24 protein-coding genes and 1 pseudogene are annotated in these 24,493 nt (G+C 59.7%); 9 read left to right on the top strand and 16 right to left on the bottom strand.

Annotated elements, in window-relative coordinates:
- Window positions 1-3 precede the first annotated feature (3 nt).
- The 3 genes from dkgB to FFS64_RS26820 all read right to left on the bottom strand — a co-directional run bounded on the left by dkgB (window position 4) and on the right by FFS64_RS26820 (window position 2,606).
- The gene (gene dkgB / locus FFS64_RS26830) at window positions 4-807 is read right to left on the bottom strand and encodes a 2,5-didehydrogluconate reductase DkgB (RefSeq protein ID WP_137807820.1); all 804 of its coding nucleotides are present in this window, start codon (window positions 805-807) and stop codon (window positions 4-6) included.
- Window positions 808-1,038: 231 nt separating this feature from the next.
- Entirely contained in the window at window positions 1,039-1,578 is a 540-nt protein-coding gene (locus FFS64_RS26825; RefSeq protein WP_137807819.1) for a PaaI family thioesterase, read from the bottom strand.
- Window positions 1,579-1,697: 119 nt separating this feature from the next.
- Window positions 1,698-2,606 (bottom strand): LysR substrate-binding domain-containing protein, encoded by a 909-nt coding sequence (locus tag FFS64_RS26820; RefSeq protein ID WP_137807818.1) that lies wholly within the window; start codon window positions 2,604-2,606, stop codon window positions 1,698-1,700.
- Window positions 2,607-2,710: 104 nt separating this feature from the next.
- Between FFS64_RS26820 and FFS64_RS26815 the strand changes: the two genes are divergently transcribed.
- The 4 genes from FFS64_RS26815 (at window position 2,711) to FFS64_RS26800 (ending at window position 6,692) form a co-directional block, all read left to right on the top strand.
- Window positions 2,711-3,577, top strand: a complete 867-nt coding sequence (locus FFS64_RS26815) for a pirin family protein (RefSeq protein ID WP_137807817.1) — start codon at window positions 2,711-2,713, stop codon at window positions 3,575-3,577.
- Between the two features lie 92 nt (window positions 3,578-3,669).
- Entirely contained in the window at window positions 3,670-4,353 is a 684-nt protein-coding gene (locus FFS64_RS26810) for an isochorismatase family protein (protein ID WP_137807816.1), read from the top strand.
- Between the two features lie 57 nt (window positions 4,354-4,410).
- A complete protein-coding gene (gene ycaC / locus FFS64_RS26805; protein ID WP_137807815.1) occupies window positions 4,411-5,037 on the top strand; it encodes an isochorismate family cysteine hydrolase YcaC in 627 nt (208 codons plus the stop codon).
- Window positions 5,038-5,246: 209 nt separating this feature from the next.
- Window positions 5,247-6,692, top strand: a complete 1,446-nt coding sequence (locus FFS64_RS26800) for a mechanosensitive ion channel family protein (protein ID WP_137807814.1) — start codon at window positions 5,247-5,249, stop codon at window positions 6,690-6,692.
- 127 nt (window positions 6,693-6,819) lie between these two features.
- On the opposite strand, the pseudogene FFS64_RS26795 reads toward FFS64_RS26800, so the two are convergent.
- The 4 genes and pseudogenes from FFS64_RS26795 to FFS64_RS26780 form a co-directional block, all read right to left on the bottom strand.
- Window positions 6,820-7,209 (bottom strand): annotated as a pseudogene (locus tag FFS64_RS26795) (TonB-dependent receptor domain-containing protein); the annotation flags it as partial.
- A complete protein-coding gene (locus FFS64_RS26790; protein WP_137807813.1) occupies window positions 7,172-7,594 on the bottom strand; it encodes a hypothetical protein in 423 nt (140 codons plus the stop codon). The pseudogene FFS64_RS26795 and the gene FFS64_RS26790, both read right to left, overlap by 38 nt.
- A 14-nt stretch (window positions 7,595-7,608) precedes the next feature.
- A complete protein-coding gene (locus FFS64_RS26785; RefSeq protein ID WP_137807812.1) occupies window positions 7,609-8,568 on the bottom strand; it encodes a FecR domain-containing protein in 960 nt (319 codons plus the stop codon).
- Window positions 8,568-9,074: a sigma-70 family RNA polymerase sigma factor gene (locus FFS64_RS26780; RefSeq protein WP_137807811.1), complete on the bottom strand. Its 507-nt coding sequence runs from the start codon at window positions 9,072-9,074 to the stop codon at window positions 8,568-8,570. The genes FFS64_RS26785 and FFS64_RS26780 overlap by 1 nt, the downstream gene beginning before the upstream one ends.
- Before the next feature lie 212 nt (window positions 9,075-9,286).
- Here FFS64_RS26780 and FFS64_RS26775 point away from each other — a divergent pair, with 212 nt between their 5' ends.
- A complete protein-coding gene (locus FFS64_RS26775) occupies window positions 9,287-9,727 on the top strand; it encodes a carboxymuconolactone decarboxylase family protein (RefSeq protein WP_137807810.1) in 441 nt (146 codons plus the stop codon).
- Window positions 9,728-9,774: 47 nt separating this feature from the next.
- Here the strand turns inward: FFS64_RS26775 and FFS64_RS26770 are convergent, their stop codons facing one another.
- The 3 genes from FFS64_RS26770 to FFS64_RS26760 all read right to left on the bottom strand — a co-directional run bounded on the left by FFS64_RS26770 (window position 9,775) and on the right by FFS64_RS26760 (window position 13,346).
- Window positions 9,775-11,367 (bottom strand): DHA2 family efflux MFS transporter permease subunit, encoded by a 1,593-nt coding sequence (locus FFS64_RS26770; protein WP_137807809.1) that lies wholly within the window; start codon window positions 11,365-11,367, stop codon window positions 9,775-9,777.
- Window positions 11,364-12,485: an HlyD family secretion protein gene (locus FFS64_RS26765; protein ID WP_137807808.1), complete on the bottom strand. Its 1,122-nt coding sequence runs from the start codon at window positions 12,483-12,485 to the stop codon at window positions 11,364-11,366. Before FFS64_RS26765 ends, FFS64_RS26770 begins: the two co-directional genes overlap by 4 nt.
- Before the next feature lie 96 nt (window positions 12,486-12,581).
- Window positions 12,582-13,346 (bottom strand): helix-turn-helix transcriptional regulator, encoded by a 765-nt coding sequence (locus FFS64_RS26760; protein WP_137807807.1) that lies wholly within the window; start codon window positions 13,344-13,346, stop codon window positions 12,582-12,584.
- 99 nt (window positions 13,347-13,445) lie between these two features.
- Between FFS64_RS26760 and FFS64_RS26755 the strand changes: the two genes are divergently transcribed.
- Window positions 13,446-14,567 (top strand): MFS transporter, encoded by a 1,122-nt coding sequence (locus FFS64_RS26755; RefSeq protein ID WP_137807806.1) that lies wholly within the window; start codon window positions 13,446-13,448, stop codon window positions 14,565-14,567.
- Between the two features lie 70 nt (window positions 14,568-14,637).
- On the opposite strand, the gene FFS64_RS26750 is transcribed toward FFS64_RS26755, so the two are convergent.
- Together FFS64_RS26750 and FFS64_RS26745 are read right to left on the bottom strand one after the other, a co-directional pair.
- Window positions 14,638-15,573, bottom strand: coding sequence for a choline ABC transporter substrate-binding protein (locus tag FFS64_RS26750; protein ID WP_137807805.1), 936 nt, complete (start codon window positions 15,571-15,573; stop codon window positions 14,638-14,640).
- 90 nt (window positions 15,574-15,663) lie between these two features.
- Window positions 15,664-17,142, bottom strand: a complete 1,479-nt coding sequence (locus FFS64_RS26745) for an aldehyde dehydrogenase family protein (protein ID WP_137807804.1) — start codon at window positions 17,140-17,142, stop codon at window positions 15,664-15,666.
- Window positions 17,143-17,344: 202 nt separating this feature from the next.
- Here FFS64_RS26745 and FFS64_RS26740 point away from each other — a divergent pair, with 202 nt between their 5' ends.
- Window positions 17,345-18,073, top strand: a complete 729-nt coding sequence (locus FFS64_RS26740) for a class II aldolase and adducin N-terminal domain-containing protein (protein WP_137807803.1) — start codon at window positions 17,345-17,347, stop codon at window positions 18,071-18,073.
- Between the two features lie 3 nt (window positions 18,074-18,076).
- Here FFS64_RS26740 and FFS64_RS26735 read toward each other — a convergent pair whose 3' ends face one another.
- The 4 genes from FFS64_RS26735 to FFS64_RS26720 form a co-directional block, all read right to left on the bottom strand.
- Entirely contained in the window at window positions 18,077-19,141 is a 1,065-nt protein-coding gene (locus FFS64_RS26735) for a GlxA family transcriptional regulator (protein ID WP_137807802.1), read from the bottom strand.
- Between the two features lie 9 nt (window positions 19,142-19,150).
- Window positions 19,151-20,812: a choline dehydrogenase gene (locus FFS64_RS26730; protein ID WP_137807801.1), complete on the bottom strand. Its 1,662-nt coding sequence runs from the start codon at window positions 20,810-20,812 to the stop codon at window positions 19,151-19,153.
- A gap of 63 nt (window positions 20,813-20,875) precedes the next feature.
- The gene (locus tag FFS64_RS26725; RefSeq protein ID WP_137807800.1) at window positions 20,876-22,045 is read right to left on the bottom strand and encodes an aromatic ring-hydroxylating dioxygenase subunit alpha; all 1,170 of its coding nucleotides are present in this window, start codon (window positions 22,043-22,045) and stop codon (window positions 20,876-20,878) included.
- A 212-nt stretch (window positions 22,046-22,257) separates the two neighbouring features.
- Window positions 22,258-22,629: a DUF6124 family protein gene (locus FFS64_RS26720; RefSeq protein WP_137807799.1), complete on the bottom strand. Its 372-nt coding sequence runs from the start codon at window positions 22,627-22,629 to the stop codon at window positions 22,258-22,260.
- 406 nt (window positions 22,630-23,035) lie between these two features.
- Here FFS64_RS26720 and FFS64_RS26715 point away from each other — a divergent pair, with 406 nt between their 5' ends.
- Both FFS64_RS26715 and FFS64_RS26710 read left to right on the top strand, forming a co-directional pair.
- On the top strand, window positions 23,036-23,635 hold the full coding sequence (locus FFS64_RS26715) for a helix-turn-helix transcriptional regulator (protein ID WP_137807798.1): 600 nt from the start codon (window positions 23,036-23,038) through the stop codon (window positions 23,633-23,635).
- On the top strand, window positions 23,625-24,488 hold the full coding sequence (locus FFS64_RS26710; RefSeq protein WP_137807797.1) for a queuosine precursor transporter: 864 nt from the start codon (window positions 23,625-23,627) through the stop codon (window positions 24,486-24,488). The genes FFS64_RS26715 and FFS64_RS26710 overlap by 11 nt, the downstream gene beginning before the upstream one ends.
- The last annotated feature ends 5 nt before the right edge of the window (window positions 24,489-24,493 follow it).

The raw sequence follows: 24,493 nt of genomic DNA, 5'->3' as shown, positions 1-24,493 counted from the left end.
TCGTCAATCCCAGAGCGGTGCGATACCTTTCGGGCTGGTCAGGCGATGGCCGCGATCCAGGCCGGCGATCAACGCCATGTCGGCGTCGCTCAACTTCATGGCGCAGGCCTTGAGGTTGCTGGCCAGGTTGGCGCGTTTGGTGGAGGAAGGAATCACGGCATGGCCCAATTGCAAGGCCCACGCCAGGGTGACCTGCGCCGGCGTCGCTTGCAGGCGGTCGGCGATCTGCACAATGACCGGGTCCTTGAGTACTTCACCGTAGGCCAAGGTCATGTATGAAGTAATCTGGATGCCCTGGCTGTGCGCGAATTCGACGACCTTGCGGTTTTGCAGGTACGGGTGCAGTTCGATCTGGTTGGTGGCGATGTTCTCGGCACCAACGGCGGCGATGGCTTGTTTCATCAGGTCGACGGTGAAGTTGGATACGCCGATCTGCCGGGTCAGGCCCAGGCGCTTGGCTTCGAGCAAGGCGCCCATGAATTCTTTGACCGGCACCTGATCTTCCGGAGATGGCCAGTGGATCAGGGTCAGGTCCAGGTAGTCGGTCCGCAGTTTTTGCAGGCTTTCCTTGAGGCTTTCGATCAGACGTTCGCCAGCGAAGTTGGCGACCCAGATCTTGCTGGTGATGAACAGGTTTTCACGGGCGATGCCGCTGGCGGCAATGGCTTCGCCGACTTCGGCTTCGTTCTCGTAGATTTGCGCGGTGTCGATAGCCCGGTAGCCCAGTTCGAGGCCGGTGCTGACTGAATCGATGACCACCTGGCCTTGCAAGCGAAAGGTGCCCAGGCCGAATGCGGGGATAGACATGAATGACTCCAGAGGTTGCAGTAGGAACGAATACGAGTATCCGCGCCTGCATCCGTGAGAAAAACCGCTGGGACGGCAAAGCAATGTTTACCGCAAGTCAAGAATCGTCGGCATGTTCCTGTTTTTGAGGTGTTGCAACAGGCGCCTTCGCGAGCAGGCTCGCTCCCACAGGGAAATGTGGTCTATGTGGGGGCGAGCCTGCTCGCGAAGAGGGCGATGCGGTTTAAAGGCTTACCCCCGCGCCTCAAGAATCATGCAGGTCGTCGTGCCGGTCGCATACAAACGCCCGTCCACATCATAAATCCGCCCTTCGGCCAGCGCCGTCGAGCGTCCCAGGTGCACAACCTTGCCCTCGGCCCGCACCGGTCCGCTGGCGCCGGTCAGCGCCCGGACGTAACTGATGCGCAGATCAAGCGTGGTGTAGCCCTGGCCTTTTTTCAGTTGTGTATGAATCGCGCAGCCCATGCAGGAGTCCAGCAAGGTCGCGGCATAGCCGCCATGGACGCTGCCCAGCGGGTTGTAGTGCCGCGAATCCGGCGTGCCCTGGAAGATGAACGAACCGGCGGACCATTCGAGGGGAATGAAATCCATCAGCGTGCCGATGGGCGGCGAGGGCAGCTCACCATTACCGATACCGTCGAAAAACTCGACAGGGGACAGGGCGCTGACCTCGGCCAGGGACAAACTGCCAGGCGCCGCCAGGCGATCGCGCATGGCCTGTTCCTGCGCGATCCATTGGGCGAGCGTGGCGTCGCGGTTCGGGCTTTGCATATTCAAGTCCTCGGAGCGGATATTATGGTTGTAATCAAATTCGATATTACGTCCGAAATAAAATCCTCGCCACTCCACCGATCAGCTTGCCGCTTGGCGCTAAAAGCTTGCCGTTGCCCCTAAGCAATATCGCTGTGACTGAACTCCTCCCCGAGAAAGTCGATCAAGGTCCGTACCGACGGCAGCAATCCGCGGCGCGATGGGAAAATCGCATGGATGATCCCGCACTTCGGCGCCCAGCCCGGCACCAGTTCCACCAGACGCCCGGCGGCAATGTCATCACGCACCACCACTGTGGGCAGGTGGGCGATGCCGACCCCGGCGATGACCGCATGACGCAATGCCAGCAGGTCATCGGTGACCATCCTTGGCGCATGGCGAATCACCGCGCTGGTGCCGTCGGCGCCAAACAATTCCCACTGATATTCACGCTGCGCCGCGCCCCAATGCAGGCTGGGCAAACCGCTGAGGTCGGCCGGCGACGGCGGTGTCGATAGACGATCGGCGAACAGTGGATGGCCGACTACGCTCTGAGTGCTGTTGCCCAACACTTTCATGACCAGGTCGGTGTTTTCCAGCGGCGGAAAACGCACCCGCAGGGCAATGTCGAAGCCCTCGTGGATCAGATCAACCCGACGGTTGGTACTTTCGATGAACAACTCCACCAACGGGTACTTGAGCATATAGCGGGTCAGCATCGGCCCGACCCAGGTGTTGAGCAGCGCTGTCGGGCAACTGATGCGCACTACGCCCTGGGGCTCGGAGCGGTTGCGTTCGATAAGTTCGGCGGCGCTTTCCGCCTCCACCCGCATGGCCAGGCAGCGCTGGTAATAAGCCTGGCCGATTTCGGTCAACGAGCAGTGGCGGCTGGTGCGATTGAGCAGGCGCACGCCCAGGCGGTCTTCAAGCTCGGCGATACGTCGGCTGAGCTTGGACTTGGGCATGTCCAGCGCCCGGCCGGCCGCGGCGAAACCGTGATGTTCCACCACCTGGGTGAAGTAGTAGAGGGTGTTGAGGTCTTCCATCATCGTTCTCCAAATAGAACGCTACGGCTGATTTTTGCAGTCTAGTGCAAGAAAGGACGCGGTTTTAAGCTTTGTTCATGGCTTCACTCACCTTGTTCGGAGGCACCATGAAAAACATCATCGGTATTTACACCAGCCCACGGCCCCATTGGGTCGGCGACGGTTTCCCGGTGCGCACGCTGTTTTCCTACGACAACCTGGGCAAGCACATCAGCCCGTTTCTGCTGCTGGACCATGCCGGTCCCGCCGAATTCACACCCACTACCGAACGACGTGGCGTTGGTCAGCATCCGCACCGTGGCTTCGAAACCGTGACTATCGTTTACAAAGGCGAACTGGAGCACCGTGACTCCACCGGCAGTGGCGGCAAGATCGGCCCTGGCGATGTGCAATGGATGACCGCGGCCTCGGGCATTCTCCATGAAGAATTCCACTCCGAAGGTTTCGCCAAAACCGGCGGCACCCTGGAGATGGTGCAGCTGTGGGTCAATCTGCCGGCCAAGGACAAAATGGCCGATGCCGGCTACCAGACCATTCTTGATGGCGACATCCCAAGCATTGCGCTCAAGGACAACGCCGGCAGCCTGCGCTTGATCGCCGGCGAGTTCGACGGTCACAAGGGACCGGCACGCACCTTCACCCCGGTCGATGTCTGGGACATCCGACTTAAGGCTGGCAAGTCGCTCACCCTTGATCTGCATGACGGGCGCAACACCGCACTGGTCGTCCTGCGCGGTGCGGTTCAGGTCAATGGCCTGGAGTCGGTGCGCGAAGGACAGTTGGCCCTGTTCGATCGCAAGGGCGATCAGATCACCCTTGAAGCCAGCAAGGAAGCGGTGGTGCTGCTGCTCAGCGGCGAGCCGATTGACGAGCCGATCGTCGGCCACGGCCCGTTCGTGATGAACACCGAGCAGGAAATCCACCAGGCCTTCGCCGACTTCCAGTCCGGTCGCTTCGGCCGGATGCACGGCTGACCCGCCGCTTCGATCCCCCCGTTCTACACAGGATGCGTAGGCCGGTTTTCGGGCCAGGGATGGCTGTTGTCTGTCAAAAAGAGGAAACGCTCATGAACACCGTCAATGCGGCCAACTTCAATGGCCAGAAACCGACCATCGATCCCAACGACGCGGCCATGCTGCTGATCGATCATCAGAGCGGCCTGTTCCAGATCGTCAAGGACATGGACGTGCCGCAGCTGCGCGCCAACGCCATTGCCCTGGCCAAGGCCGCGACCTTGCTGAAGATGCCGGTGATTACTACCGCTTCCGTACCGCAAGGGCCGAACGGACCCCTGATTCCGGAAATTCACGAATCCGCGCCGCACGCTCAATACGTGGCGCGCAAAGGTGAAATCAATGCCTGGGACAACCCGGAATTTCATGCGGCAGTCAAAGCCACCGGCAAGAAAACCCTGGTGATCGCCGGCACCCTGACCAGCGTTTGCCTGGCGTTCCCATCCATCGCCGCCGTGCATGAAGGCTACAAGGTGTTTGCGGTGGTCGACGCCTCCGGCAACCACTCGAAGCTGGCCACTGATCTGACAATCGCCCGTTTGGCCCAGGCCGGGGTGGTGCCGATCGACATCATGGCTACGCTCTCTGAGCTGCAAGGCTCGTGGAACCGTCCGGACGCCGAGCAGTGGGCCGCCGTCTACGCCCAGGCCATGCCGCATTATCAATTGCTGATCGAGAGTTATCTCAAGGCTCAGCAAGTGGCGAACGAACACGAAGTGCTGGACTCCCAGCGCTAAGCGGGTACCCCCACGCCGATTTCCACTCGGCATCGATAACACGCGAGGACTACTGCAATGACCACTTCTTACAAACGTCTCGACAAGGATAACGCCGCCGTTCTGTTGGTGGATCATCAGGCGGGGCTGCTGTCGCTGGTGCGCGACATCGACCCGGACCGCTTCAAGAACAACGTGCTGGCCCTGGCCGACCTGGCCAAGTACTTCAAGCTGCCGACCATTCTCACCACCAGTTTCGAAACCGGTCCCAACGGCCCGCTGGTTCCCGAACTCAAGGCACTGTTCCCGGATGCGCCCTACATCGCTCGGCCTGGCCAGATCAACGCCTGGGACAACGACGATTTCGTCAAGGCCATCAAGGCCACCGGCAAGAAACAACTGATCATCGCCGGCGTGGTGACCGAAGTGTGCGTGGCGTTCCCGGCGCTCTCGGCCCTGGCCGAAGGTTTTGACGTGTTCGTGGTGACCGATGCGTCCGGCACCTTCAACGAACTGACCCGGGAATCGGCGTGGAACCGCATGTCCGCCGCCGGCGCGCAATTGATGACCTGGTTCGGCCTGGCCTGTGAGCTGCATCGCGACTGGCGCAACGACGTGGAAGGCCTGGCGACGCTGTTCTCCAACCATATCCCGGATTACCGCAACCTGATGACCAGCTACAACACGCTGACCAACAGCCAATAACCAGGCAACACCTCCCCCCTGTGGGAGCGAGCCTGCTCGCGAAGAGGGAGTGTCAGTCGATATAAGTGTTGACTGATACACCGCTTTCGCGAGCAAGCCCGCTCCCACATTTATTTGTGATGTTTGTGGAATCCAGCCAAATCAATTGCTCCTACACTGTGCCCAATGTGTGAGATCTTTTGCTCATCGTCCTGTGCTGGAGCCGCTTGATGCTGTCGTTGCTTGCCGAACACCCCTTGGTCTGCGCCCTGATCCTGATCCTGATCGATCTGGTGGTGTGGCGTCTGGTCGGTGTCAATCATCACAACTGGAAACTGCTGGTACGGCTGGTGATTTTCTCGCTGTTCAGCCTTCTGCTGTTCAACGAAGGCTTGAGCCCGTTGGAACCGGCACCCAGGGTTGATAATGTGCCCTTGCAGCTGGCGGCCACGGGGTTGCAGATCACCTGGTGGATATTTGGCGCGCGCACCCTGACCGTGCTGATCGGCGCGGTGATGATGCAACGGGTCGGGCATACCGGGCGCTTGCTGCAGGACCTGCTCGGCGCGGTGATTTTCCTGGTCGCGGTAATCGCCGCCCTGGCCTACGTTCTCAATCTGCCGGTCAAGGGGGTTCTGGCCACGTCCGGCGCCCTGGCGATCATCGTCGGCCTGGCGCTGCAAAGCACCCTCAGCGACGTGTTTTCCGGGATCGTCCTGAACACCACCAAACCCTATCAACTGGATGACTGGATCGCGATTGACGGCACGGAAGGCCGGGTCATTGATATCGATTGGCGCGCCACGCGGCTGCAAACCTCCCAAGGCAGCATGATCGTGATTCCCAACTCGCTGGCCGCCAAGGCCAAAATCACCAATTTCAGTCGGCCCAGCGATATGTTCGGTGTTTCGATCACCTTGCAGGTCAGCCCCCATGTGCGTCCGCAAACCGTGATCGATGCCTTGGAGCGGGCGATGCAGGGATGCCGCATTCTGTTGACACAGCCTGGGCCCAAGGTAGCGCTCAAAAGCTCCGGCGCTGCCGGTGCGGATTATGAAATCAGCGGGTTTGTCGCCGCGATGAGCGAGAAGCGCACGGTACGCAACCAACTGTTTGACCTGGCGTATCGGCATTTGCGGGCGTCCGGTGTGAATTTGCTGTCGAGCGTGGAACCGAGCCCTACGAGCGACCTGCCGCGGCAACGCGCGTTGATCGACAGTTCGCCGATCTTCTCGACGTTGCGTCAGGAAGAGAAGGAAACCTTCAGCCAGAACATGATCCTGCAGAGCTTCCGCGCCGGGGAAACGATCCTGGCGGCGGGGGAGGTCAGCAATCACTTGTTCATCGTCGAGTCCGGCGTGGTAACGGTTTCGCTGAACATTAACGGTACGCCCATGGAGACCGGGCGCATGGGGCCGGGTGAGGTGATCGGCGAGGCGGGTATCTTGTCCGATAGCTCGTTGCCCGCGCAGTTCGCCGCGAAAACCAATTGCACGCTGTATCGCATCGATAAGGGCTACCTCAGACCTTGCCTGGAAGCCCGTCACGACATCAACGACGCGATGAGGACCTTGCTGGATTTCCGTTTGCACAAAGTGAAGGAATTGACCCAGGAAGTGCCGGTGGTGGTGCAGAAGAAAGGGTTTTTGCAGTGGTTGCTCAAGCGGGCAGGCTGATTTTTTTGGCGGATGGCCGCTGCGCGATTCCCGAGCAGGCCCGGTCCCACAGGTGCTGCACAAGCCCAATGTGGGAGCGAGCCTGCTCGCGAAGGCGATGTCAGCAGCGCCACAAATGTCGACCTGATCAAAAATCCACCGTCGCCGAAACCTTCAACGTACGCGGCGTCCCCTGAGTCAAATACCCGCCGTTGGCCGAAGCCCAATAGGCCTCATTGGCGACATTCTCAATATTGGCGCGCAAGGTGACTTCCCGTTCATCGAGCCTGAAGGCATAACGCGCACCCAGATCAAACCGGTTCCAGGCCGGAATGCTCTGGGTGTTGGCAGCGTTCAGATATTGCCCACCTGTGCGCAACATTCGCGCGCTGAGCGCCGCGCCTTCGATCCCCGGCACATCCCAGTCGGCCCCCAGGTTGAACTAAAAACGCGGCACACCGACGGCGCGGTTGCCGTCGTTGATGTCATTGGCACTGCCTTCAATTTCCGTCTTCATCACAGTGGCGCCGCTCAGGATTGATCCGTGCGCCAAAACGGTTGTCGTCGCCGAAACGCTGGCCCAGATCGACATGCCCACCCACGCGGGCGTCACTGCTGTAATCCAGGCTGACGCGGCGTGTCGGCAGGTTGCCGGCGCGCTTGGGTTGCACGTCGCCGACGGTCCGGGCTTGCTGGTCGGTGATGGTTTTGCCGGTGTAACTGGCGACGCTGAAGGGCAGGTCGTTCAACGCACGGTTGCCGAGTACGCCGATTTGCGTGTCACGGGCCACTTGTCCACCGCCGTAGGTATCCCCGCTGTCATTGCCCACGGCGCTTTCGCTGACGGTGTCGGCGGCCTGGCCGTAAAGCGGCAGCAGCGCCGGGCAGGTCAGGGCAATGCGCAAAAAAGTAGGTTTGAACATCAGAGACTGACGCGTCAGACCCTCGGTTCGACCGACAGCCAGTAGCGTGTCAGGCGGCTGATGTTCAGCGGCAGGGTATCGCTGAGCAGGCGCAGGCTGGCGTCGGTATCACGCAGGGAAAACGCTCCCGATACGCGCAGTGCCGCGACATCCGGATGGCAGCGCAGTACGCCTGGCCGGTAGCGGCTCAGTTCGCCGAGCAATTCGTCCAGGCGCATGTTGTTGGCCAGCAGCATGCCCTTGTCCCAGGACATGGCAGCGACGTCGAACCGTTGCGGATCATCGAAACGGTTCAACTTGAAGCTCTGGCGCTGGCCGGCATCGAGGGTGGTGCTTTGCTGCAGCATTTGCGGTGTGACCACCACTTGTCCTTCCAGCACTGAAACGTGGCTTGTGGAACCCTCGGTCCGTACGCAAAACCGGGTGCCCAGCGCAGGGGCCGTGCCCTGGGGAGTTTCGACGAAAAAGGGGCGGGCGCCGAGGTCTTTCGCGGTGCTGATCAACAGTTCGCCGCTGAGCAACATGACGCGTCGTTCCCGTGGGTTGAAGGCGATGTTCACCGCACTGTCGGTGTTGAGCCGCAACTGGCTGCCATCGGGCAATTGCAGGTTTTTCTGTTCGCCCACGGCGGTGCGCTGATCGGCGGACCATTGCTCCCAGGGCAAATGCTGCGAAGCGAAGCCCAAGGGGCCGGCCAGCAACAGCAAGCCCAGGCGGGTGAGGGTCTGCCGGCGACTCAGGCCTTCCTGGCGTGATGCCCGTTTCAGGGTTTGCATGGCGAGGTTGGCCGGTACACCACGGAAATCCCCGAGCAACACTTCGGCCCGTTGCCAGGCCTGGGCATGTTCCAGGCTGCGGTTGCGCCATTGGGCGATGGCCTGATGATCGGCCGGGGTGGCCGTGCCGGAATGCAGCTGCACCAGCCAGTCAGCCGCTTCACCCAGAATCTGCGGGTTGATCATCGACGAATTCATCAGGCGACACTCAGGCAGGCAATGAATGCCGCGCGCATGTGGCGCTTGACGGTGATCAGCGAGACATTCAGGCGGGTGGCGATCTGCGCGTAAGTCAGGCCTTCGATCTGCGACAGCAAAAATGTCTCTCGGGTAGCGCTGGGCAGTTCGCGCAACAGCGCTTCGATACGCCACAGGGTTTCGAGGATCAGCAGGCGGGTTTCCGGCGACGGCACCTCGGCCACCGGCAGATGCGCGATGGTTTCCAGATACGCACGCTCGATGTCCTGACGCCGCCAGCGGTCAATTACCAGGCCCTTGGCAATGTGCGTCAGCAGCGCCCGCGGTTCACTGCCCAGGGGCTTGACCACCTGACGCGTCAGCAGGCGCAGGAACGTGTCGTGGGCCAGGTCGGCCGCATCACAGCGGTTACCCAGTTTGCGGTGCAGCCAACCCTGCAGCCAACCGTGGTGTTCGCTGTAGAGGGTATGGACTTGCTGGTTCAAAGGCTGATCGGCGGACGACATGGCGGGCAGATACTCGACTCGGGCATCCTGCGTGAGTGCAATTAAGAATTGATCGCATTCTAGTGGCCCTGACCAAGTGATGGCAATTGTCATTTCGCAGTTTCTTTCAGGGTTTGCGCCAGTGGCCTCCTCGACTTCTCAAAGATTGGCTATTTGTACAAATCGACGGCGGGACTACCGTATCTGCACACCCACTTGCCCCGGAGCATGCCATGCAACCCCGTATCGATTTCTACACCGCTTCGCCTGATGCCCTGAAGGCCATGATTGCCCTGGAAACCGCTGTCTCCAAGCTGCCGCTGGAAAAGTCGCTGATCGAACTGGTCAAGCTGCGTGCTTCGCAAATCAACGGTTGTGCCTTCTGCATCGACTTACACACCACCGATGCCCTCAAGGCCGGTGAAACCACGCGCCGCCTGTTTGTCGTGACCGCCTGGCGCGAAGCACCATTCTTCACCGACCGCGAGCGCGCCGCGCTGCTGTGGACTGAATCCCTGACCCAGCTCAGCCTGACCCACGCCCCGGACGAAGACTATGACGTGGTCAGGGCACAGTTCTCGGAAAAGGAAATGGTCGACCTGACCGTGGCCATCAGCACCATCAACAGCTGGAACCGTCTGGCCGTAGGCTTCCGCAAAACCCCACAAGCCTGATAGCCCCCCCAATCAACTGTGGGAGCGCGGTGGTTCTGGATCTGGAGTCAATGGGCATCGGCACTCGGCGCGGTCGGTGGCTGCACCTTGCGCATCAAGGGCACCATCGCCGTGGCGACGATGAAGCAGACCATGATCATCAGAAACGCGTCGCCATAGGTCTGTGTCTGCGCTTCGCGGTAGGTCAACAGCCAGAGCTGATGCAGGCTGGCAGTCACCCCGACATCGCCGCTCTGGCCCAGGGCGGCGAAGTTGTTGCCGACCTGGGCCAGCCACTGGTTGAGGGCTTCGTTGGTGCTGTTGAGGTGTTCCGCCAACCGGGCGAAGTGCAGGTTGGTGCGATCATTGAGAATGGTCGCGCACGCGGCGATGCCGATGGCGCCCCCCAGGTTGCGCATCAAGTTGAACAACCCGGACGCATGTTTGAGTCGCGCCGGCGCCAGCCCGCCCAGGGTCAAGGTCACTGCCGGCGGTACCGCCAGTTGCTGGGCAATCCCGCGCAGGGCTTGCGGCAACATCAATTCCCTGGCCCCCCAGTCATGGGTGATCGGGCTGAAATCCCACATCGATAAAGCGAACAGCCCCAAACCGGTCATCATGATCCAGCGCAGATCGACGCGGTTGGCCAGAAAGGCGTACAGCGGAATCGCCATGATCTGGAACACCCCGGTGGAGAAAACCGCCAGACCAATGTCCAGCGCGCCATAGCCGCGTACCCGGCCGAGAAACAGCGGCGTCAGGTAGATGGTGGCGAACAGGCCGATCCCGGTGACGAACGAGAAGAAACAACCGAGGGCGAAGTTGCGATCCTTCAAGGCGCGCAAGTCGACGATCGGATTGGCGACGTGCAGGGTCCGGCCGATGAAGGCGAGGCCGGCCAGGCCGCTGATCCACGCGGTGGTGAGAATGGTGCTGTCACTGAACCAGTTCCAGCGCGGACCTTCTTCGAGGGTGTATTCCAGGCAGCCGAGAAACAGCGCCAGAAATATCATGCTCAGATAGTCGGCGCCCTTGAGCAGCGAGAGCTCTGGCTGGTCGATCTTCACCAGCATCGGCACCGCCACGGCGACGAAGATCCCCGGCACCAGGTTGATGTAGAACAGCCAGTGCCAGGACGATATGTCGGTGATCCAGCCGCCAATCACCGGCCCCAGGGTCGGTGCCAGCGAAGCCACCGCGCCGATGGTCGCGGCGGCGATCACCCGTTGTTTGCCGGTGAAGAAAACGAACGCCGTGGTGAACACCAAGGGAATCATCGAACCGCCAAGAAACCCTTGCAGGGCGCGGAAGGCGATCATGCTCTGGATGTTCCAGGCGATGCCGCAGAGCAGGCTGGTCAGGGTAAAGCCCACGGCGGAGGCGCAAAACAGCCAGCGCGTGGAGAACACCCGCGACAACCAGCCGGACAGCGGGATCACGATAATTTCGGCGATGAGGTAGCTGGTTTGCACCCAGGCGGTTTCGTCGGTTCCGGCTGAAAGCCCGCCGCCAATGTCGCGCAGCGATGCCGAGACAATCTGGATATCCAGCAACGCAATGAACATGCCGATGCACATGCTGGCGAAGGCGAAAACCTTGGTCGCCGTGGCCATGTTAGCGGCATTGAACGGTTGCGCCGGGGCGGCGAGGACGCGACTCATGGCGCGCTGGCCACGGCCGGGGTTTCAGGTTCCTTGCGGGTGTCCACTTTGGCGGTGACCGACAGGCCGGGACGCAGATGGCCGAGCACGCTGTCGGCTGGATCGAGGTGGATGCGCACCGGCACCCGCTGCACGATCTTGGTGAAGTTGCCGGTGGCATTTTCCGGTGGCAGCACGCTGAACTGCGAACCGCTGGCTGGTGCAAGACTGTCGAGATGACCGTGGAATTCCTGCCCCGAAAGCACGTCGGCATGAATGACCACCCGCTGGCCGGGCAGCATGCGTGCCAGCTGGTCTTCCTTGAAGTTGGCATCGACCCACAAACCACTGGATGGCACCACCGACAGCAGTTGCGAAACGGTCTGGGCATAGGCGCCGACCCGCGCCCGACGATTACCGATCACCCCGTCCACCGGTGCCCGCAGTTCGGTGTAGCCGACGTTCAATTGCGCCAGGTCTCGCTCGGCCTTGGCTTGAATCAACGCGGCGCGGGCTTGTTGTTTCTGCGTAGCGATGACGTTCAACTGCCGTTGCGCCGCCAGCAGTTCAGCCTGGGCGCGGCTGCTTTGAGCCTGTGCGGTCTTGAATGTAGCGTTGGCCCGTTGAGCACTTTCCACAGAAACGGCGTTGGTGCTGACCAGTTTTTTGTAGCGAGCATCGTCATCCCGCGAACGGGCGGTTTCGGCACCGGCGGCATCGATGCCGGCGCGGGCTTGGCCGATGACGGCTTGTTGCAGCTGTTCGGTGGCGTCGAGGTTGGCCAGCAGGGCTTCTTCAGCCGCCACCGCACCTTCGGCCTTGGCCAGGTTGGCGCGGTAATCCCGGGCGTCGAGGCGGATCAGCACATCGCCGGCCTTGACCTTCTGGTTGTCGGTGACCAGCACTTCGTCGATGTAACCGGCGACCTTCGAGCCAATAACCGTTACGTCGCCGCCAATGTAGGCGTCGTCGGTTTCCTCGATGAAACGGCCGGTGGTCCACCAGTGCGTGGCGTAGACACCGGCCAGCACCAGTGCAGCAATACCCAGTGTCGGCAGGAGCAGGCGTTTGAGCAGGGGAGGCTTGGGGGTGGTCACCGGCACGGCAAGGTCGGTTTCAACGTTAGGCATGCTGGTCATGAAGGATTACCTGTAGGAAACGGCATTTAATTACGTACGTAATATGACGCATGTCATATTTAGTCGCAATTTATTTTTGCTGCCGGTCGTCAGGTGCTATCTGAGCCAATCGCCGGGTGTTGTGCCGGTCATGTCCTTGAAGAACGCGATGAAAGCGCTATCGCTGGCGAACCCCAGTTCGAAGGCGCTGTAGCCGATGTTGCGCCCGGTGCAAAGCAATTCGATGGCGCGCATCAGGCGCCACTGTTGGCGCCATTGCTGATAACTCATTCCGGTTTCGCGCTGGAAGATCCGGCCTATGGTACGACCGCTGGCGCCAATCTGTTTCTGCAGCACCTGAAGTTGCGGCGGCAATTGCTCCACGCAGGCGAGCAGCGGGGCCAGGCGTTTATCCGAGGGCAAGGGCAGCAGCATGGGTTGCAGGGCCGCGTCGCGGATTTCGCTCAGGCACAGTCCGAGCAGATGGAAGTATTTGCCCTGTTGCCAATTGATGTCGAAGTCGGCCTGGGCGATCGCTTCCAGCACGGCTCGAAGCAAGGGGCTGACTTCCATCACGCAGACCTGCTGCGGCAAGTTTGCGCACAAGGTGGGTGTCAGATAGATGGAGCGGTAATCGACGCTGTGCTGCATGACCGCCCGGTGTGCAATGCCCGGCGGAATCCAGGCCGCGCGCGAGGGTGGCAACAAGCACAACTGCTGCGCCAGGGTAATGCGCGTGCAACCCTGGCGGGTGAACAGCAACTGCCCGCGTCGATGGTGGTGGGTTCCGGAGTCGTGATCGCCCAAGGTCGCGGCAATCCCGATAACCGGGGCATCAAAACTATCGGGGTCGAAGGGTGCGTGGGCATCCAGCCAGGCCATGGTTTGTCCGATTTGCAGGATAAAATGTCAGGATTTCGATAATACGCCAGTCACGACTTCTTAAGCTGCGGTGCAGTTTTCCTGAAGAGTGAAGTGGTCATGATGGGTAAGAAGTTCCTCGGCCTGGCGATTGCCCTGCTGATGTTTCCACAGATTGCGCAAACCCTGTACAGCCCGGCGCTGACGGATATCGGCCATGCCTTTGTCGTCGGCCCGCAACAAGTGACGAAGATCCTGTCGGTGTTTTTTCTGGCGTTTGCATTGGGCGTGGTGGTGTGGGGGCGGTTGTGTGACCTGATCGGACGTCGCCCGGCGATGCTTGCCGGATTGGCGCTGTACACCGGCGCTTCGACGTTGGCGCTCGGTGCCGGTACCTTCGATGCGCTGTTGATCGCCCAGGCGCTCGGTGCGTTCGGGGCTGCAGTGGGCTCGGTCGTCACACAGACCGTGCTGCGCGATCGGTTCCAGGGAGCGGATCTGGCAAAAGTGTTTTCGTTGATGGGGATCGCGCTGGCAGCCAGCCCGGCCATCGGTCTTTTCACTGGGGCGAACCTGGTGCATGCCTTCGGTTATCGCGGTGTACTGGCCTGTCTGTTGCTGGTGTCCCTGGGACTGTGGCTCTGGTGCCTGCGGGACTTGCCGGAAACCCGACCGCCGGAGGTAAGGACGCCAGCGCTGCTCGAGACGCTGTGGACAATGCTGTGTGACCTCAGTATCTGGCGCTCGACGCTCCTGGTGGCCCTGTTCAACATTGCTCTGTTCAGCTACTACAGCCTTGGCCCGTTCGTATTTGAGCAACTCGGTTTGAGCACACAAGTGTTCGGTTACAGCGGCGTCATCCTGGCCCTTGGCTCGGGACTCGGTGCCTGGCTCAACAGGCGGCTGCTTCATCGGGGGCTCAGCGGGGCGCAGCTGGTTCAGCTGGCGGCGGCGCTCATGTTGTTGGGGGCCAGCGGTGTGTGGGTCCTGGAACGAAACGTCTTGTTCGTGCTGCCGATGTTGTTGGTGGTGCTGGCGTTCGGCATGGCGATCCCGAACATCCTGGGTTCGGCACTGATCAATTACGGCGATCGGTTGGGCACCGCCGGTGCGCTGTTCGGTTTGCTCTATTACCTGTTGATTGGCGGCGGGTTGATGCTGGTGTCTTGGGGGCAGGCGTTGGGGGAGACATTGATGCTGTGTGGTGCGGCGATTTTATTGCTCTGCGGCAGGAACCGATAAGTCATCAGCACTGAACATCCGTGGCGGGAGCGAGCCGGCTCGCTCCCACATTTTTGATCGTTGTTGCCGGTTACTGGCTCGCCAACCGCGCACCGGCCATCGCCAACCCATCCTTGCCATCCCGACTGCTAACCCCCGAAAGCCAAGCCTCCAGCACCGCCGGATTGGCCTTCAACCACGCCTTTGCCGCCGCCCGTGGCTTCTGGTTCCGGTTCAACACCGCGTCCATCAACTGGTTCTCCATGGCCAGGCTGAACTCCATGTTCTGCAGGAGTTTGCCAACGTTGCTGCATTCCTTGAGGTAGTCCTTGCGCACGTTGGTGTAGACCGTGGCCTGGCCGAAGTTCGGGCCAAAGTATTCGTCACCGCCACTGAGGTACTTCATCTTGTTGCGGGTGTTCATCGGGTGCGGTTCCCAGCCGAGGAACACCATCCATTCGTTCTTGCGCGTGGCGCGTTTGACTTGCGAGAGCATCGCCGCTTCGCTCGACTCGACGATTTTGAAGTCCTTCAGGCCGAAGGCGTTCTTGTCGATCATGCTCTGGATCAGCCGGTTGCCGTCGTTGCCCGGTTCGATCCCGTAGAGCTGGCCATTGAGTTTGTCCTTGAATCGGGCGATGTCGGCGAAGTCGTGGAGCCCGGCGTCGTACACGTAATCGGGCACCGCCAAGGTGTATTTGGCGCCATGCAGGTTGGCGCGCACGGTTTCCACGGTGCCGGCGTCGCGGTAGGGCTTGATGTCGTTTTCGGTGGTAGGCATCCAGTTGCCGAGGAACACATCCAGCTCCTTGCCGGAGGACAAGGCGCGGTAGGTCACCGGAATCGACAGCAACGTGGTTTTGGTTTTGTAGCCCAGTGATTCCAGAACTTCGCTGGCGACGGCGGTGGTGACGGTGATGTCGGTCCAGCCGACGTCGGAGAAACGCACCGTGGCGCAGGACTCCGGTTCGGCGGCCAGGGCGTGCAACGGCAAAACGAGGGATGCAAACAAAAGCATGGCTTTCATGGATCAACTCCTCAAGGGTAACGTCGGCAGCGTTTTTTTTTTGAAGCGGTTTTCTTATTGTTTTAAGTGCAGAAATACCTGCCAGTACCTTCAGCCCGGCTGATCCACACCAAACCAGTTCAGCGCCGCCGGTTCGGTATTGAGGTAGATGTGCTTGAGTTCGGTGAACTCATCGAGCCCGGCCCGGGACAGTTCGCGGCCGATGCCGCTGGACTTGTAGCCGCCCCATGGCGCTTGCGGGAAGGCTGCGTTGTAGTCGTTGATCCACAGAGTGCCAACCCGCAGCCGCTTGGCCATGCGGTAGGCCTTGCCGATGTCTTGGGTCCAGACGCCGGCCGCCAGGCCGTAAGGTGTATCGTTGGCCAGTTGCAGGGCCTGGGCTTCGCCGCTGAAGCGTTCGACAGTGATCACCGGACCGAAGATTTCTTCCCGGGCGATGCGCATCTTGGCGGTGACGTTGCCCAGCAAGGTCGGGCGCAACCAGAAGCCGCGTTCGAACTGCTCCGCAATGGTCCCGCCGGCCAGCAAGGTCGCACCTTGTTCGACAGCACCGGCAATCATCGTAAGGATCAGATCGCGCTGGCCGGCGGAAATCAGCGGACCCATTTGCGTTGATTGATCGAGGCCGTTGCCCAGGCGAATGTTCAGGATGCGTTGGCGTAGTGCGTCGATAAACCGGTCATGAATGCCGTCTTCGACCAACAGTCGCGAGCCGGCAGAGCAGATTTGCCCGGCATTGAAAAACACCGCGTTCAACGCCTGATCCAGCGCCACGTCGAAATCGGCATCGGCAAACACGATGTTCGGATTCTTGCCACCCAGTTCCAGCGCCACGCGCTTGAAGTTACCGCTGGCGGCGCGCATCACTTTGCCGCCGGCCCCGGCGCCGCCGGTCAGCGACACCAGGTCGACGTCATGGCTGGCAGCGAGCAATTCGCCGACATCGCCCGGGCCGCACAGCAGATTGAATACACCCTCAGGTAACCCGGCCTGCGCCAGCAGTGCGGTCAAGCGATGGGCTGTCATCGGCGTCAGGCTGCTGGGTTTGAACACTACGGTATTGCCGGCGGCCAGGGCCGGAGCGATCTTCCACACCGCTTGCAGCAGCGGGTAGTTCCACGGGGCGATCAAGGCACACACGCCCACCGGCTCGCGCTGGTTGAAGCTGATGACATGGGCCGGCGCATGGCTGTTGACGCTGGCGCTTTCGCTTTCCAGCAGCGCCGCGTAGTAGCGGAATGTCGCCACCACGTTGCCGATGTCAGCCAGGCTTTCGACCAGCGTCTTGCCGGCATTGAGGGTTTCCAGGCGGGCCAGGTGCTCGCTGTCCTGTTCGATCAGCGCGGCTATTTTCTGCATCAGCTGCGCACGCTCGGTGACCGGCATCGTCGGCCAGGGACCGTCATCGAACGCCTGGCGCGCGGCGCTCATCGCCCGTTGCGCGTCCGCTGCGTCGGCGACGGCCACCTGTGCCAGGACTTCTTCGGTGGCGGGGTTGATCACATCGCGATACCGCTGCGCCTGTGGCGCCTGCCAACTGCCCGCGATGAACAAACGAATCTGCAGCATGTGCGTCTCCAGCCAAGTGGGTCGTGGTCGTCACTATGGCGCTGCCCGCGGCGCTGCTCTTGATCAAACGCGGCATATCCACGCCGTTTTCTCACGGTCGCGGCGCTGCGAAATAACGGCAGCCAATGTCGTTTCCCGTCAAGTGCGCGCAAGACGTATCCCTACACTGCCAGACGATCGATCAACCTCTGTGGAGCCCGGAATGAATCAACCTGTCGAGCAACTGAGAATCCGCCTGGCCTGCGCGTTCCGCTGGGCCGCGCGGCTGAACCTGCACGAGTCCATCGCCAATCACTTCAGCGTGGCGGTGTCGGGGGACGGTCGCGAGTTCTTGATCAACCCGTACGGCAAGCATTTCTCGCGGATCAAGGCCAGCGACTTGCTGCTGGTCAATGCCGATGAACCAGCCAGCCTTGATCGACCCGACGCGCCGGACATCACTGCCTGGGCCTTGCACAGTGCCTTGCACCGCAACCAGCCCCACGCCCGCTGCATCTTGCATACCCATTCCAAATACGCGACGGCGTTGGCGTGTCTCAAGGACTCACGCCTGCCGCCGATCGAGCAGAACTGCATGCGCTTTTTCGAGCGTGTGGTCATCGACGATGGCTTCGACGGCATGGGCCTGGGGGACGAGGCCGAGCGGGTCAGCCGCCTGCTGGGGGACAAACCGATTCTGTTGATGGGCCATCACGGCGTGCTGGTCGCGGCACCGAGTGTCGCCCAGGCGTTCGACGATCTGTATTACTTCGAGCGGGCCTGCGAAAGCTACATCACTGCGTTGTCGACCGGCCGCGAACTGCGCATCGCCAGCGACGAAATCGCGCGCAAGACCTGCCGGCAATGGCTCGACTATCCGGGCTTTGCCGACAAGCATTTCAATGCATTGATGGGGATACTGGACGAAGAAGAACCGAACTATCGCCTGTGAAAATCACTCCGCCTCGGCCGGCCGCTGCTCCTTGCGCAGCGGCTGGCGCATCACCGGGGCGGTCCATACCTGGCTGCGGTCTTCACTGGGCGGACAGCCGAAGCGCGCGCGGTAGGTGCGGGAAAAGTGTTCCAGCGAACCGAATCCGGAACAGGCCGCCACTTGTGCCACGCTCAGGCGCGTCTGTTGCAGCAAACTGTGGGCCTTGGCCAGCCGCAAGGTGATGTAGTACTTGAGCGGTGACAGACCGGTCTGATGCTTGAATTGCCGCTCCAGTTGCCGCCGCGACAGCCCGACCTGGCCGGCAATCGCCTCGCAATCCAGCGGTTCCTCCAGGGCCTTTTCCATCAACTGCACGGCGCGGCGAATCTTGCTGCCGTACAGGCCGGTGTTGGTCAGGCCGCCGTCGAGCTGATTGTCCGCCGGCGCACGCACCTGGCCCATCAACAGGTGCATGCCGATTTCCCGTGCCAGCTCGCTGTCGATGCTCTGGCCGATCCAGCCGAGGAGCATGTCCAGCGTCGTTGTCGCGCCGGCACAGGTCATGCGCTGGCGTTCCAGGGTGTAGAGCTGCGGCTTGGCGTGGACCCGCGGATAGCTTTCCTGAAAACCCTGCAGGTTGTCCCAATGCACGGCGGCTTCATAACCATCAAGCACGCCAGCGGCAGCCAGTAACTCGGTGCCGGTTTCCACGCCCATCAACACCGCGCCGAACAGCGCCTGCTTGCGCAGCCAGCTCTTGAGCGCAAGGTTGCGGCTGTGTTTGTGCACATCGAAACTGGCAATCACCAGGCATACATCAAACCCCTGGTCGGCCTTCAAACCGTCGTTGGCGACGGTGGTCAGGCCGTTGCTGGCCTGCACCGGTTCGCCATCGAGCGACAACAGCGACCACTGGAACAATTGGCGCTGACTCAACCAGTTGGCAATGGCCAAGGGCTCCAGCACGGCGGCCAGGCCGAAGTTGGAAAACGACGGCAACAGCAACACCGCCACGCGCATGGGCGCGACATCGCCGCGCCGCCAGGTGAATCGGTTTTCTGTATGACTGGACGACTGACTGCTCATGACTGATCTCTATCGTTGCCGTGTCTGCCATTGCGGATGAATCCATACCGGTGCCTCGGAGGGCGGCAAGGGTTGCCTGCCGCGAATCATGTCGCTGGCCTTTTCCGCGATCATCACCGTCGGCGCGTTGGTGTTGCCGCTGACAATCACCGGCATGATCGAAGCGTCCACCACCCGTAAGCCATCGAGGCCATGCACGCGCAATTGTGGGTCGACCACCGCTTCGGCATCGCTCGACGGCCCCATCTTGCAAGTGCCGCTGGCATGGTAGCCGGTTTCCGTGACTTGCCTGGCCCAGGCATCCAGTGCTTCGTCGCTTTGCGCTTGCGGGCCGGGCACCAGTTCTTCGCCCCTGAACGCCGCCATGGCCGGTTGCGCAATGATCTCGCGCACCCGTCGCGCGCCGGCGCGCATGTCGGCTCGATCCTGCTCGGTTTTCAGATAATTGAACAGGATGCGCGGTGGCTGTCGAGGGTCGGCGCTATTGAGTGTGACGCAGCCCAGACTGGTGGGGCGCATCAGGTCGATATGGATCTGGAAGGCGTGGTCCGGCACCAGATCGACACTGCCGGGTTTTACCGCCAGCGGCATGAAGGTCAGTTGCAGATCGGGGTGTTCGACCCCGGCCCGGGAGCGAATGAACGCCCCGGCTTCGAAATGGTTGCTCGCCGCCAGCCCGTCGTGGGTGACGAACCAGCGTGCGCCTATCCACCATTTGCCCGGCGCGGTGGTCCAGGGATACAGCGACACCGGTTTCTTGCACAGGTACTGCACGACGGTGTCGGGATGGTCGTTGAGGCGCCGGCCGACACCGGGCAGATCCTGTTTGACTGCGATGCCGAGGTCGCGCAGTTCCGCCGCCGGGCCTACGCCAGACAGCAGCAACAGCTGTGGCGAATTGATCGCACCGGCGGTCAGCAGCACTTCGCGGCGGGCGTGGGCCGTGTGAATTTCGCCGTTCTGTTCGTACTCGATGCCAATGGCGCGCCGGTCGTCGAACAGGATGCGCAACGCCAGTGCGTCGGTGTGCACCTGCACATTGCCCCGGCCCAGCGCTTCGCGCAGATAACCGCGCGAAGTACTCCAGCGACGGCCGTTGCGGGTGGTGCGGTCCACCGGGCCAAAGGCTTCCTGGCGATAACCGTTGAGGTCGCTGCTCAAGCCATACCCGGCCTCGACACCGGCTGCGAGAAACGCCGCGCACAATGGCGTTTGCGTATCGCCGGGGGTGACATGCAGATGCCCGGTCGCCCCGCGGTAATCGTCCGCGCCGTCGGCATGGGTCTGCGCACGTTTGAAGTACGGCAGCACTTCTTGATAACGCCAGCCTTCGCAACCTTGTTCGGCCCAGGCATCGTAATCCCGGGCATGGCCGCGGATGTAAACCATGCCATTGATCGACGACGAACCGCCCAGGGTCCGGCCTCGCGGCGTGCCGATGCGACGACCGTCCAGGTACGGTTCAGGCTCTGAGCTATAGCTCCAGTTGTAGCGTGTGCCACCGACCACCAGCCCCACCGCGGACGGCATGTCAATGGTCCAGCTCTTGTCCGCAGGCCCGGCCTCCAGCAGCAGAATCCGCACCGCCGGATCTTCGCCCAGGCGGTTGGCCAGCACGCAGCCCGCAGACCCTGCGCCCACAATCAGGTAATCAAACTCATGGTTGGCCATGGTTCGGGGTGCTCCTTCAATGAACAGCGGATGAAGCGACTACGGAACCTGTGGGACCGCGTTTCAGTTCGACGATGGCCCATGAATCCCGTTAAACACCAACCGATGAAAGTGATGCACCAGATGCTCGCTCTCATTGCTGCGCTGGGCGTCGATCATGTAGCGGCCCTGGTCGTAGCCCAGCGAATGCAGGCCTTTCTGCACCGAGATGTTCAGTGCGATGTCCTCCGGTCCCAGGTCCTCGTTCATCCACTTCATGCAGGACTCGCTGACCTTTGCGGTCTCGGCATTGTTGGAGTAGTAACCAAACCGCAGCAGCGAGCGCTCGGCGTCCAGCGGAATCATGATGAACGAGCCCAGGAACTCCGAGAACGGGAAGGTGTAGAAGGTGTTGTTCGGCCACATGCCGATGTTGAAGAAGCATTCGTCCGGGTTGAGATCCTTGCGCAATGGCACGCCGTAGGCTTCGGTCACGGTGAGGTTGGCCGGGGCGATGTAGGTCCACCAGTTGTCGCGTTTGGTCAGCTGGTAACCCTTGAAGTCGATCAGCTTGGCCAGGTCGATATGGCAAGGCCCCGACAGCTTGAAGTGATAGCCCTCGATGGAGTTGTCCATGATCACCTTCCAGTTGGCCGGCACGATCACGTCCTGTTCTTCGATCAGGCGCATGTTGGCCAAGTCCGGAAATACCCGGCGCATTTCCTCATCGGCACCGGGGAACAAATCCCGCAGCGACGGCGCCGCCGGGTCGAGGTTGAAGTAAATGAAACCGCCCATTTCCTCGGTGCGGATCTGCGGAATATTGAACTGCTGCAACTCGAAGTTTTTCATCTTCTCGCAACGGGGTGCGCTGCGCAGGCTGCCGTCCATTTCGTAGCACCACGAGTGATAGGCGCAACGCACCACACCGCCGGTGGTACCGCGACGTTCCTCAAGCAGACGATTGCCGCGATGCTGGCAGACGTTGTGGAACGCATGGATCTGCCCCTGACGATTCTTCGCCACCACCACGCTCTGGTCGAACAGATCCGTCACCACGAACTGACCCGGCTCGGCAAACTCGCTGACGTGCCCGGCCACATGCCAGGCGTGCATGAAAATGTTGTCGCGCTCGGCCTTGAACAGGGTCTCGTCGTAGAAGTAGCGCGAGGGCAGGGTGAAGGCTTCTTCCGGGTCCTGATGATCCCAGCCGTCGATCGAGCTTTGTGCTTTGAGGTTCTGGACATTGTGCATCGGGGCGATCTCCTCGGTGACTGGCGCCGCACGGTACGGCCTGGTTGTGGGACCTAATCTAGGGGGCGGGGAGGAGGGCGGATTGATGTAAAGCGACCAGTTGCAGGGTGAAAACATCAAAGCGTGGTTTGCGTGATTTGATCGCTCCCACAAGGGGTTGATCGTTCTCGTGTACAGCGGGGAACGATCAACATCAGTGGTCACTCGCTGTGTTACGGCCGAGCCTCAGTTACGCAGCCAGGCGGGTCGAGATTATCCAGCGCCCGGTTGACCAACAATTCGCCCAGCACCGCCAGTTGCTGAATCGCGAGCATGACGTTTCGGCGCGAACCTTCCAGTTCGCACGCAAGATCAGTGGCCATGACATTCAGGGAGGCGAGGGTTTCACAGGCATGACAGAGCAAGGACTCGGTGTCGATGTTTGGAATGATAGTGAAGACATGACTGACGGGGTCAGGGCGGTTCGGGTTGCGCAGGCGTGCGCTGACGAGGGGTTCGGTAATGTTGGAGAGTTTGGTGATATCGATTGCGTCGACAGCTGAAGGCTCAGGTGATTGCGGGGAATTGGGGGTGGTTTTTTTCATGTGCGAGCTCCTTGCAAAGTTGAGATGTGCCAGTCCCTACCGTCAATTAGGGCTGGTTGACGGCAATGAGTAAGTTGGCTGACCGGTAATTTATTACCAGAAAATTCAAATTATTTAATCAAAAAACTGAACATCTATGTAATTAAATGATTCATGTTTTTATTGCTTCCATGTATCTGTAAGTTAGTTCTCTGTATGACGTTCTGGTATCTGACAGAAACGTCTTCAGTGTGGGTGAGATGGGTCTGTAGGAATAAAGTGTGGAGTGGAGATGTCAATCATTATTTGACGGTTTGTTGTAGTGCTTGCAATATTGTTATTCGCGAAAAATCAGCGTGCAGGGCCTGGTCTGAAAATCGTCACCTGCGTAAGCATTCGATCAGAGTGATCAACTGGTAATTAACTCATGCACAAGAAAGAAAGAACCGAAAAATTGAAAAGTAATATTAAGTATCTGATAAAAAGCCGTGGCGAAACGCAGCTGTCATTGTGCAGCTCCAGTGGCTTAACCAGAACAACGATCTACAACATTTTGGAAGGGCGGGTTGTCAACGTACAGCAATCGACCATACGCAAGATTTCTGATTTTTTTGGTGTGTCGTACAAAGAAATAGAGACGGTGGATTTCGAAGCGAAGGAGATAGTAGAAAGCAGTATCTCTCTACAGGGGAATACCAATCCCGCAGCAGTGCCTATCATAAGGGAAAGTATGCTTTTACAGTGTCTCGACAAGAGAATCGGCGAGCTGGCTGCAACTTATCCGCTCACCTATTATTTTGGTATGGCTTGCAACTTGGTCGGGGTACTGTTGGAGGCTGAGATCAACGGGTTTAATGAGGTGGGTGATTTATTGATAGTCAAGAAAGGAATGCCAGCCAGTGATAAAGAGAAATTGGTGTACGGCTACGGTACAGGAAAGTTGTTTATAACCCGTGATCCTGTCTTGGATTTAAATGTCTTTCGAGTTGTGGGCGAAGTGATCGAGGAGAGATTCAATGGGCATTGATCCTGAAAACAGCAGATTCAAGCTCCTGGGGTTTGAGAATGCCAAAAACAATGCTGTCATAATGGTTGTTTCCACGGGGAAAATTATCAAGATAAAGCTGAGCGATTTGCTCAAAAGCGAGCTCTTGGATAATTTAAGTAAAATAGAAATAAAGGATGTTTATAGGAAGTTTTACTCGGGTGGTGGTGCCTTGACTGTCTATGAAATAAGCGATCGTCATGAAAGGTCGTGGATGACCTATGTCGTTCTCAATCTGGCGTTGCTCTGTCTTTATGTTTTTACCAATATTGCAGCGGTCAAACTTATTTATATTGAATATCTTGATGTTGTCGTGACGCCTGGCGTTTTTCTTTATCCGCTGACGTTCTTGATCGTCGATCTCTTGAATGAATCCTATGGGCTAAAGCTAGCAAGACGAGCAATATATTTTTCCTTCGTAAGTAATGCGGTTATTTTGGTCGCGCTTTCTGCGGCAAGCCATCTTCCGGGTTTGGCGGGGTGGAAGCTTGATGGGCCCTATAGCGAGGTCGTGGGTCATGTTTCATCCGTGTTGGTAGCCTCGTCGGTCTCTTTTCTTTTTTCGGAATATGTTAACTCGTATTTACTATGCAAAATAAAAGAGCTAACTAATTCGCGGTTTTTGTTCTTGCGAGTGTTTTTTAGTACTTTTTTTGCGGTGATAATAGATAGCTTTATTTTTTGCTTTATTGCATTTTATGGGGTTTTGGGGAGTGAAGAAGTTCTTGTCATGGTTTATGTTCAGATCATCATAAAAATGTGTTTCGCTGTTTTCAATGTGCTGCCTGCTTACGGAGCAAGATCGCTGTTCAGGACGTACGTAACAGCAGATTAGGCTTC

Source organism: Pseudomonas sp. G(2018) (assembly GCF_005502415.1).
Taxonomy (GTDB): domain Bacteria; phylum Pseudomonadota; class Gammaproteobacteria; order Pseudomonadales; family Pseudomonadaceae; genus Aquipseudomonas.
The sequence above is the reverse complement of the archived record's forward strand: the minus strand, read 5'-3'. Positions and strand labels throughout refer to the sequence as shown.

What these genes read in the sequence shown, in the direction of transcription:
- dkgB (WP_137807820.1), bottom strand. Translation starts at nt 807, where the DNA reads ATGTCTATCCCCGCATTCGGCCTGGGCACCTTTCGCTTGCAAGGCCAG.
- FFS64_RS26825 (WP_137807819.1), bottom strand. Translation starts at nt 1,578, where the DNA reads ATGCAAAGCCCGAACCGCGACGCCACGCTCGCCCAATGGATCGCGCAG.
- FFS64_RS26820 (WP_137807818.1), bottom strand. Translation starts at nt 2,606, where the DNA reads ATGATGGAAGACCTCAACACCCTCTACTACTTCACCCAGGTGGTGGAA.
- FFS64_RS26815 (WP_137807817.1), top strand. Translation starts at nt 2,711, where the DNA reads ATGAAAAACATCATCGGTATTTACACCAGCCCACGGCCCCATTGGGTC.
- FFS64_RS26810 (WP_137807816.1), top strand. Translation starts at nt 3,670, where the DNA reads ATGAACACCGTCAATGCGGCCAACTTCAATGGCCAGAAACCGACCATC.
- ycaC (WP_137807815.1), top strand. Translation starts at nt 4,411, where the DNA reads ATGACCACTTCTTACAAACGTCTCGACAAGGATAACGCCGCCGTTCTG.
- FFS64_RS26800 (WP_137807814.1), top strand. Translation starts at nt 5,247, where the DNA reads ATGCTGTCGTTGCTTGCCGAACACCCCTTGGTCTGCGCCCTGATCCTG.
- FFS64_RS26790 (WP_137807813.1), bottom strand. Translation starts at nt 7,594, where the DNA reads ATGTTCAAACCTACTTTTTTGCGCATTGCCCTGACCTGCCCGGCGCTG.
- FFS64_RS26785 (WP_137807812.1), bottom strand. Translation starts at nt 8,568, where the DNA reads ATGAATTCGTCGATGATCAACCCGCAGATTCTGGGTGAAGCGGCTGAC.
- FFS64_RS26780 (WP_137807811.1), bottom strand. Translation starts at nt 9,074, where the DNA reads ATGTCGTCCGCCGATCAGCCTTTGAACCAGCAAGTCCATACCCTCTAC.
- FFS64_RS26775 (WP_137807810.1), top strand. Translation starts at nt 9,287, where the DNA reads ATGCAACCCCGTATCGATTTCTACACCGCTTCGCCTGATGCCCTGAAG.
- FFS64_RS26770 (WP_137807809.1), bottom strand. Translation starts at nt 11,367, where the DNA reads ATGAGTCGCGTCCTCGCCGCCCCGGCGCAACCGTTCAATGCCGCTAAC.
- FFS64_RS26765 (WP_137807808.1), bottom strand. Translation starts at nt 12,485, where the DNA reads ATGACCAGCATGCCTAACGTTGAAACCGACCTTGCCGTGCCGGTGACC.
- FFS64_RS26760 (WP_137807807.1), bottom strand. Translation starts at nt 13,346, where the DNA reads ATGGCCTGGCTGGATGCCCACGCACCCTTCGACCCCGATAGTTTTGAT.
- FFS64_RS26755 (WP_137807806.1), top strand. Translation starts at nt 13,446, where the DNA reads ATGATGGGTAAGAAGTTCCTCGGCCTGGCGATTGCCCTGCTGATGTTT.
- FFS64_RS26750 (WP_137807805.1), bottom strand. Translation starts at nt 15,573, where the DNA reads ATGAAAGCCATGCTTTTGTTTGCATCCCTCGTTTTGCCGTTGCACGCC.
- FFS64_RS26745 (WP_137807804.1), bottom strand. Translation starts at nt 17,142, where the DNA reads ATGCTGCAGATTCGTTTGTTCATCGCGGGCAGTTGGCAGGCGCCACAG.
- FFS64_RS26740 (WP_137807803.1), top strand. Translation starts at nt 17,345, where the DNA reads ATGAATCAACCTGTCGAGCAACTGAGAATCCGCCTGGCCTGCGCGTTC.
- FFS64_RS26735 (WP_137807802.1), bottom strand. Translation starts at nt 19,141, where the DNA reads ATGAGCAGTCAGTCGTCCAGTCATACAGAAAACCGATTCACCTGGCGG.
- FFS64_RS26730 (WP_137807801.1), bottom strand. Translation starts at nt 20,812, where the DNA reads ATGGCCAACCATGAGTTTGATTACCTGATTGTGGGCGCAGGGTCTGCG.
- FFS64_RS26725 (WP_137807800.1), bottom strand. Translation starts at nt 22,045, where the DNA reads ATGCACAATGTCCAGAACCTCAAAGCACAAAGCTCGATCGACGGCTGG.
- FFS64_RS26720 (WP_137807799.1), bottom strand. Translation starts at nt 22,629, where the DNA reads ATGAAAAAAACCACCCCCAATTCCCCGCAATCACCTGAGCCTTCAGCT.
- FFS64_RS26715 (WP_137807798.1), top strand. Translation starts at nt 23,036, where the DNA reads ATGCACAAGAAAGAAAGAACCGAAAAATTGAAAAGTAATATTAAGTAT.
- FFS64_RS26710 (WP_137807797.1), top strand. Translation starts at nt 23,625, where the DNA reads ATGGGCATTGATCCTGAAAACAGCAGATTCAAGCTCCTGGGGTTTGAG.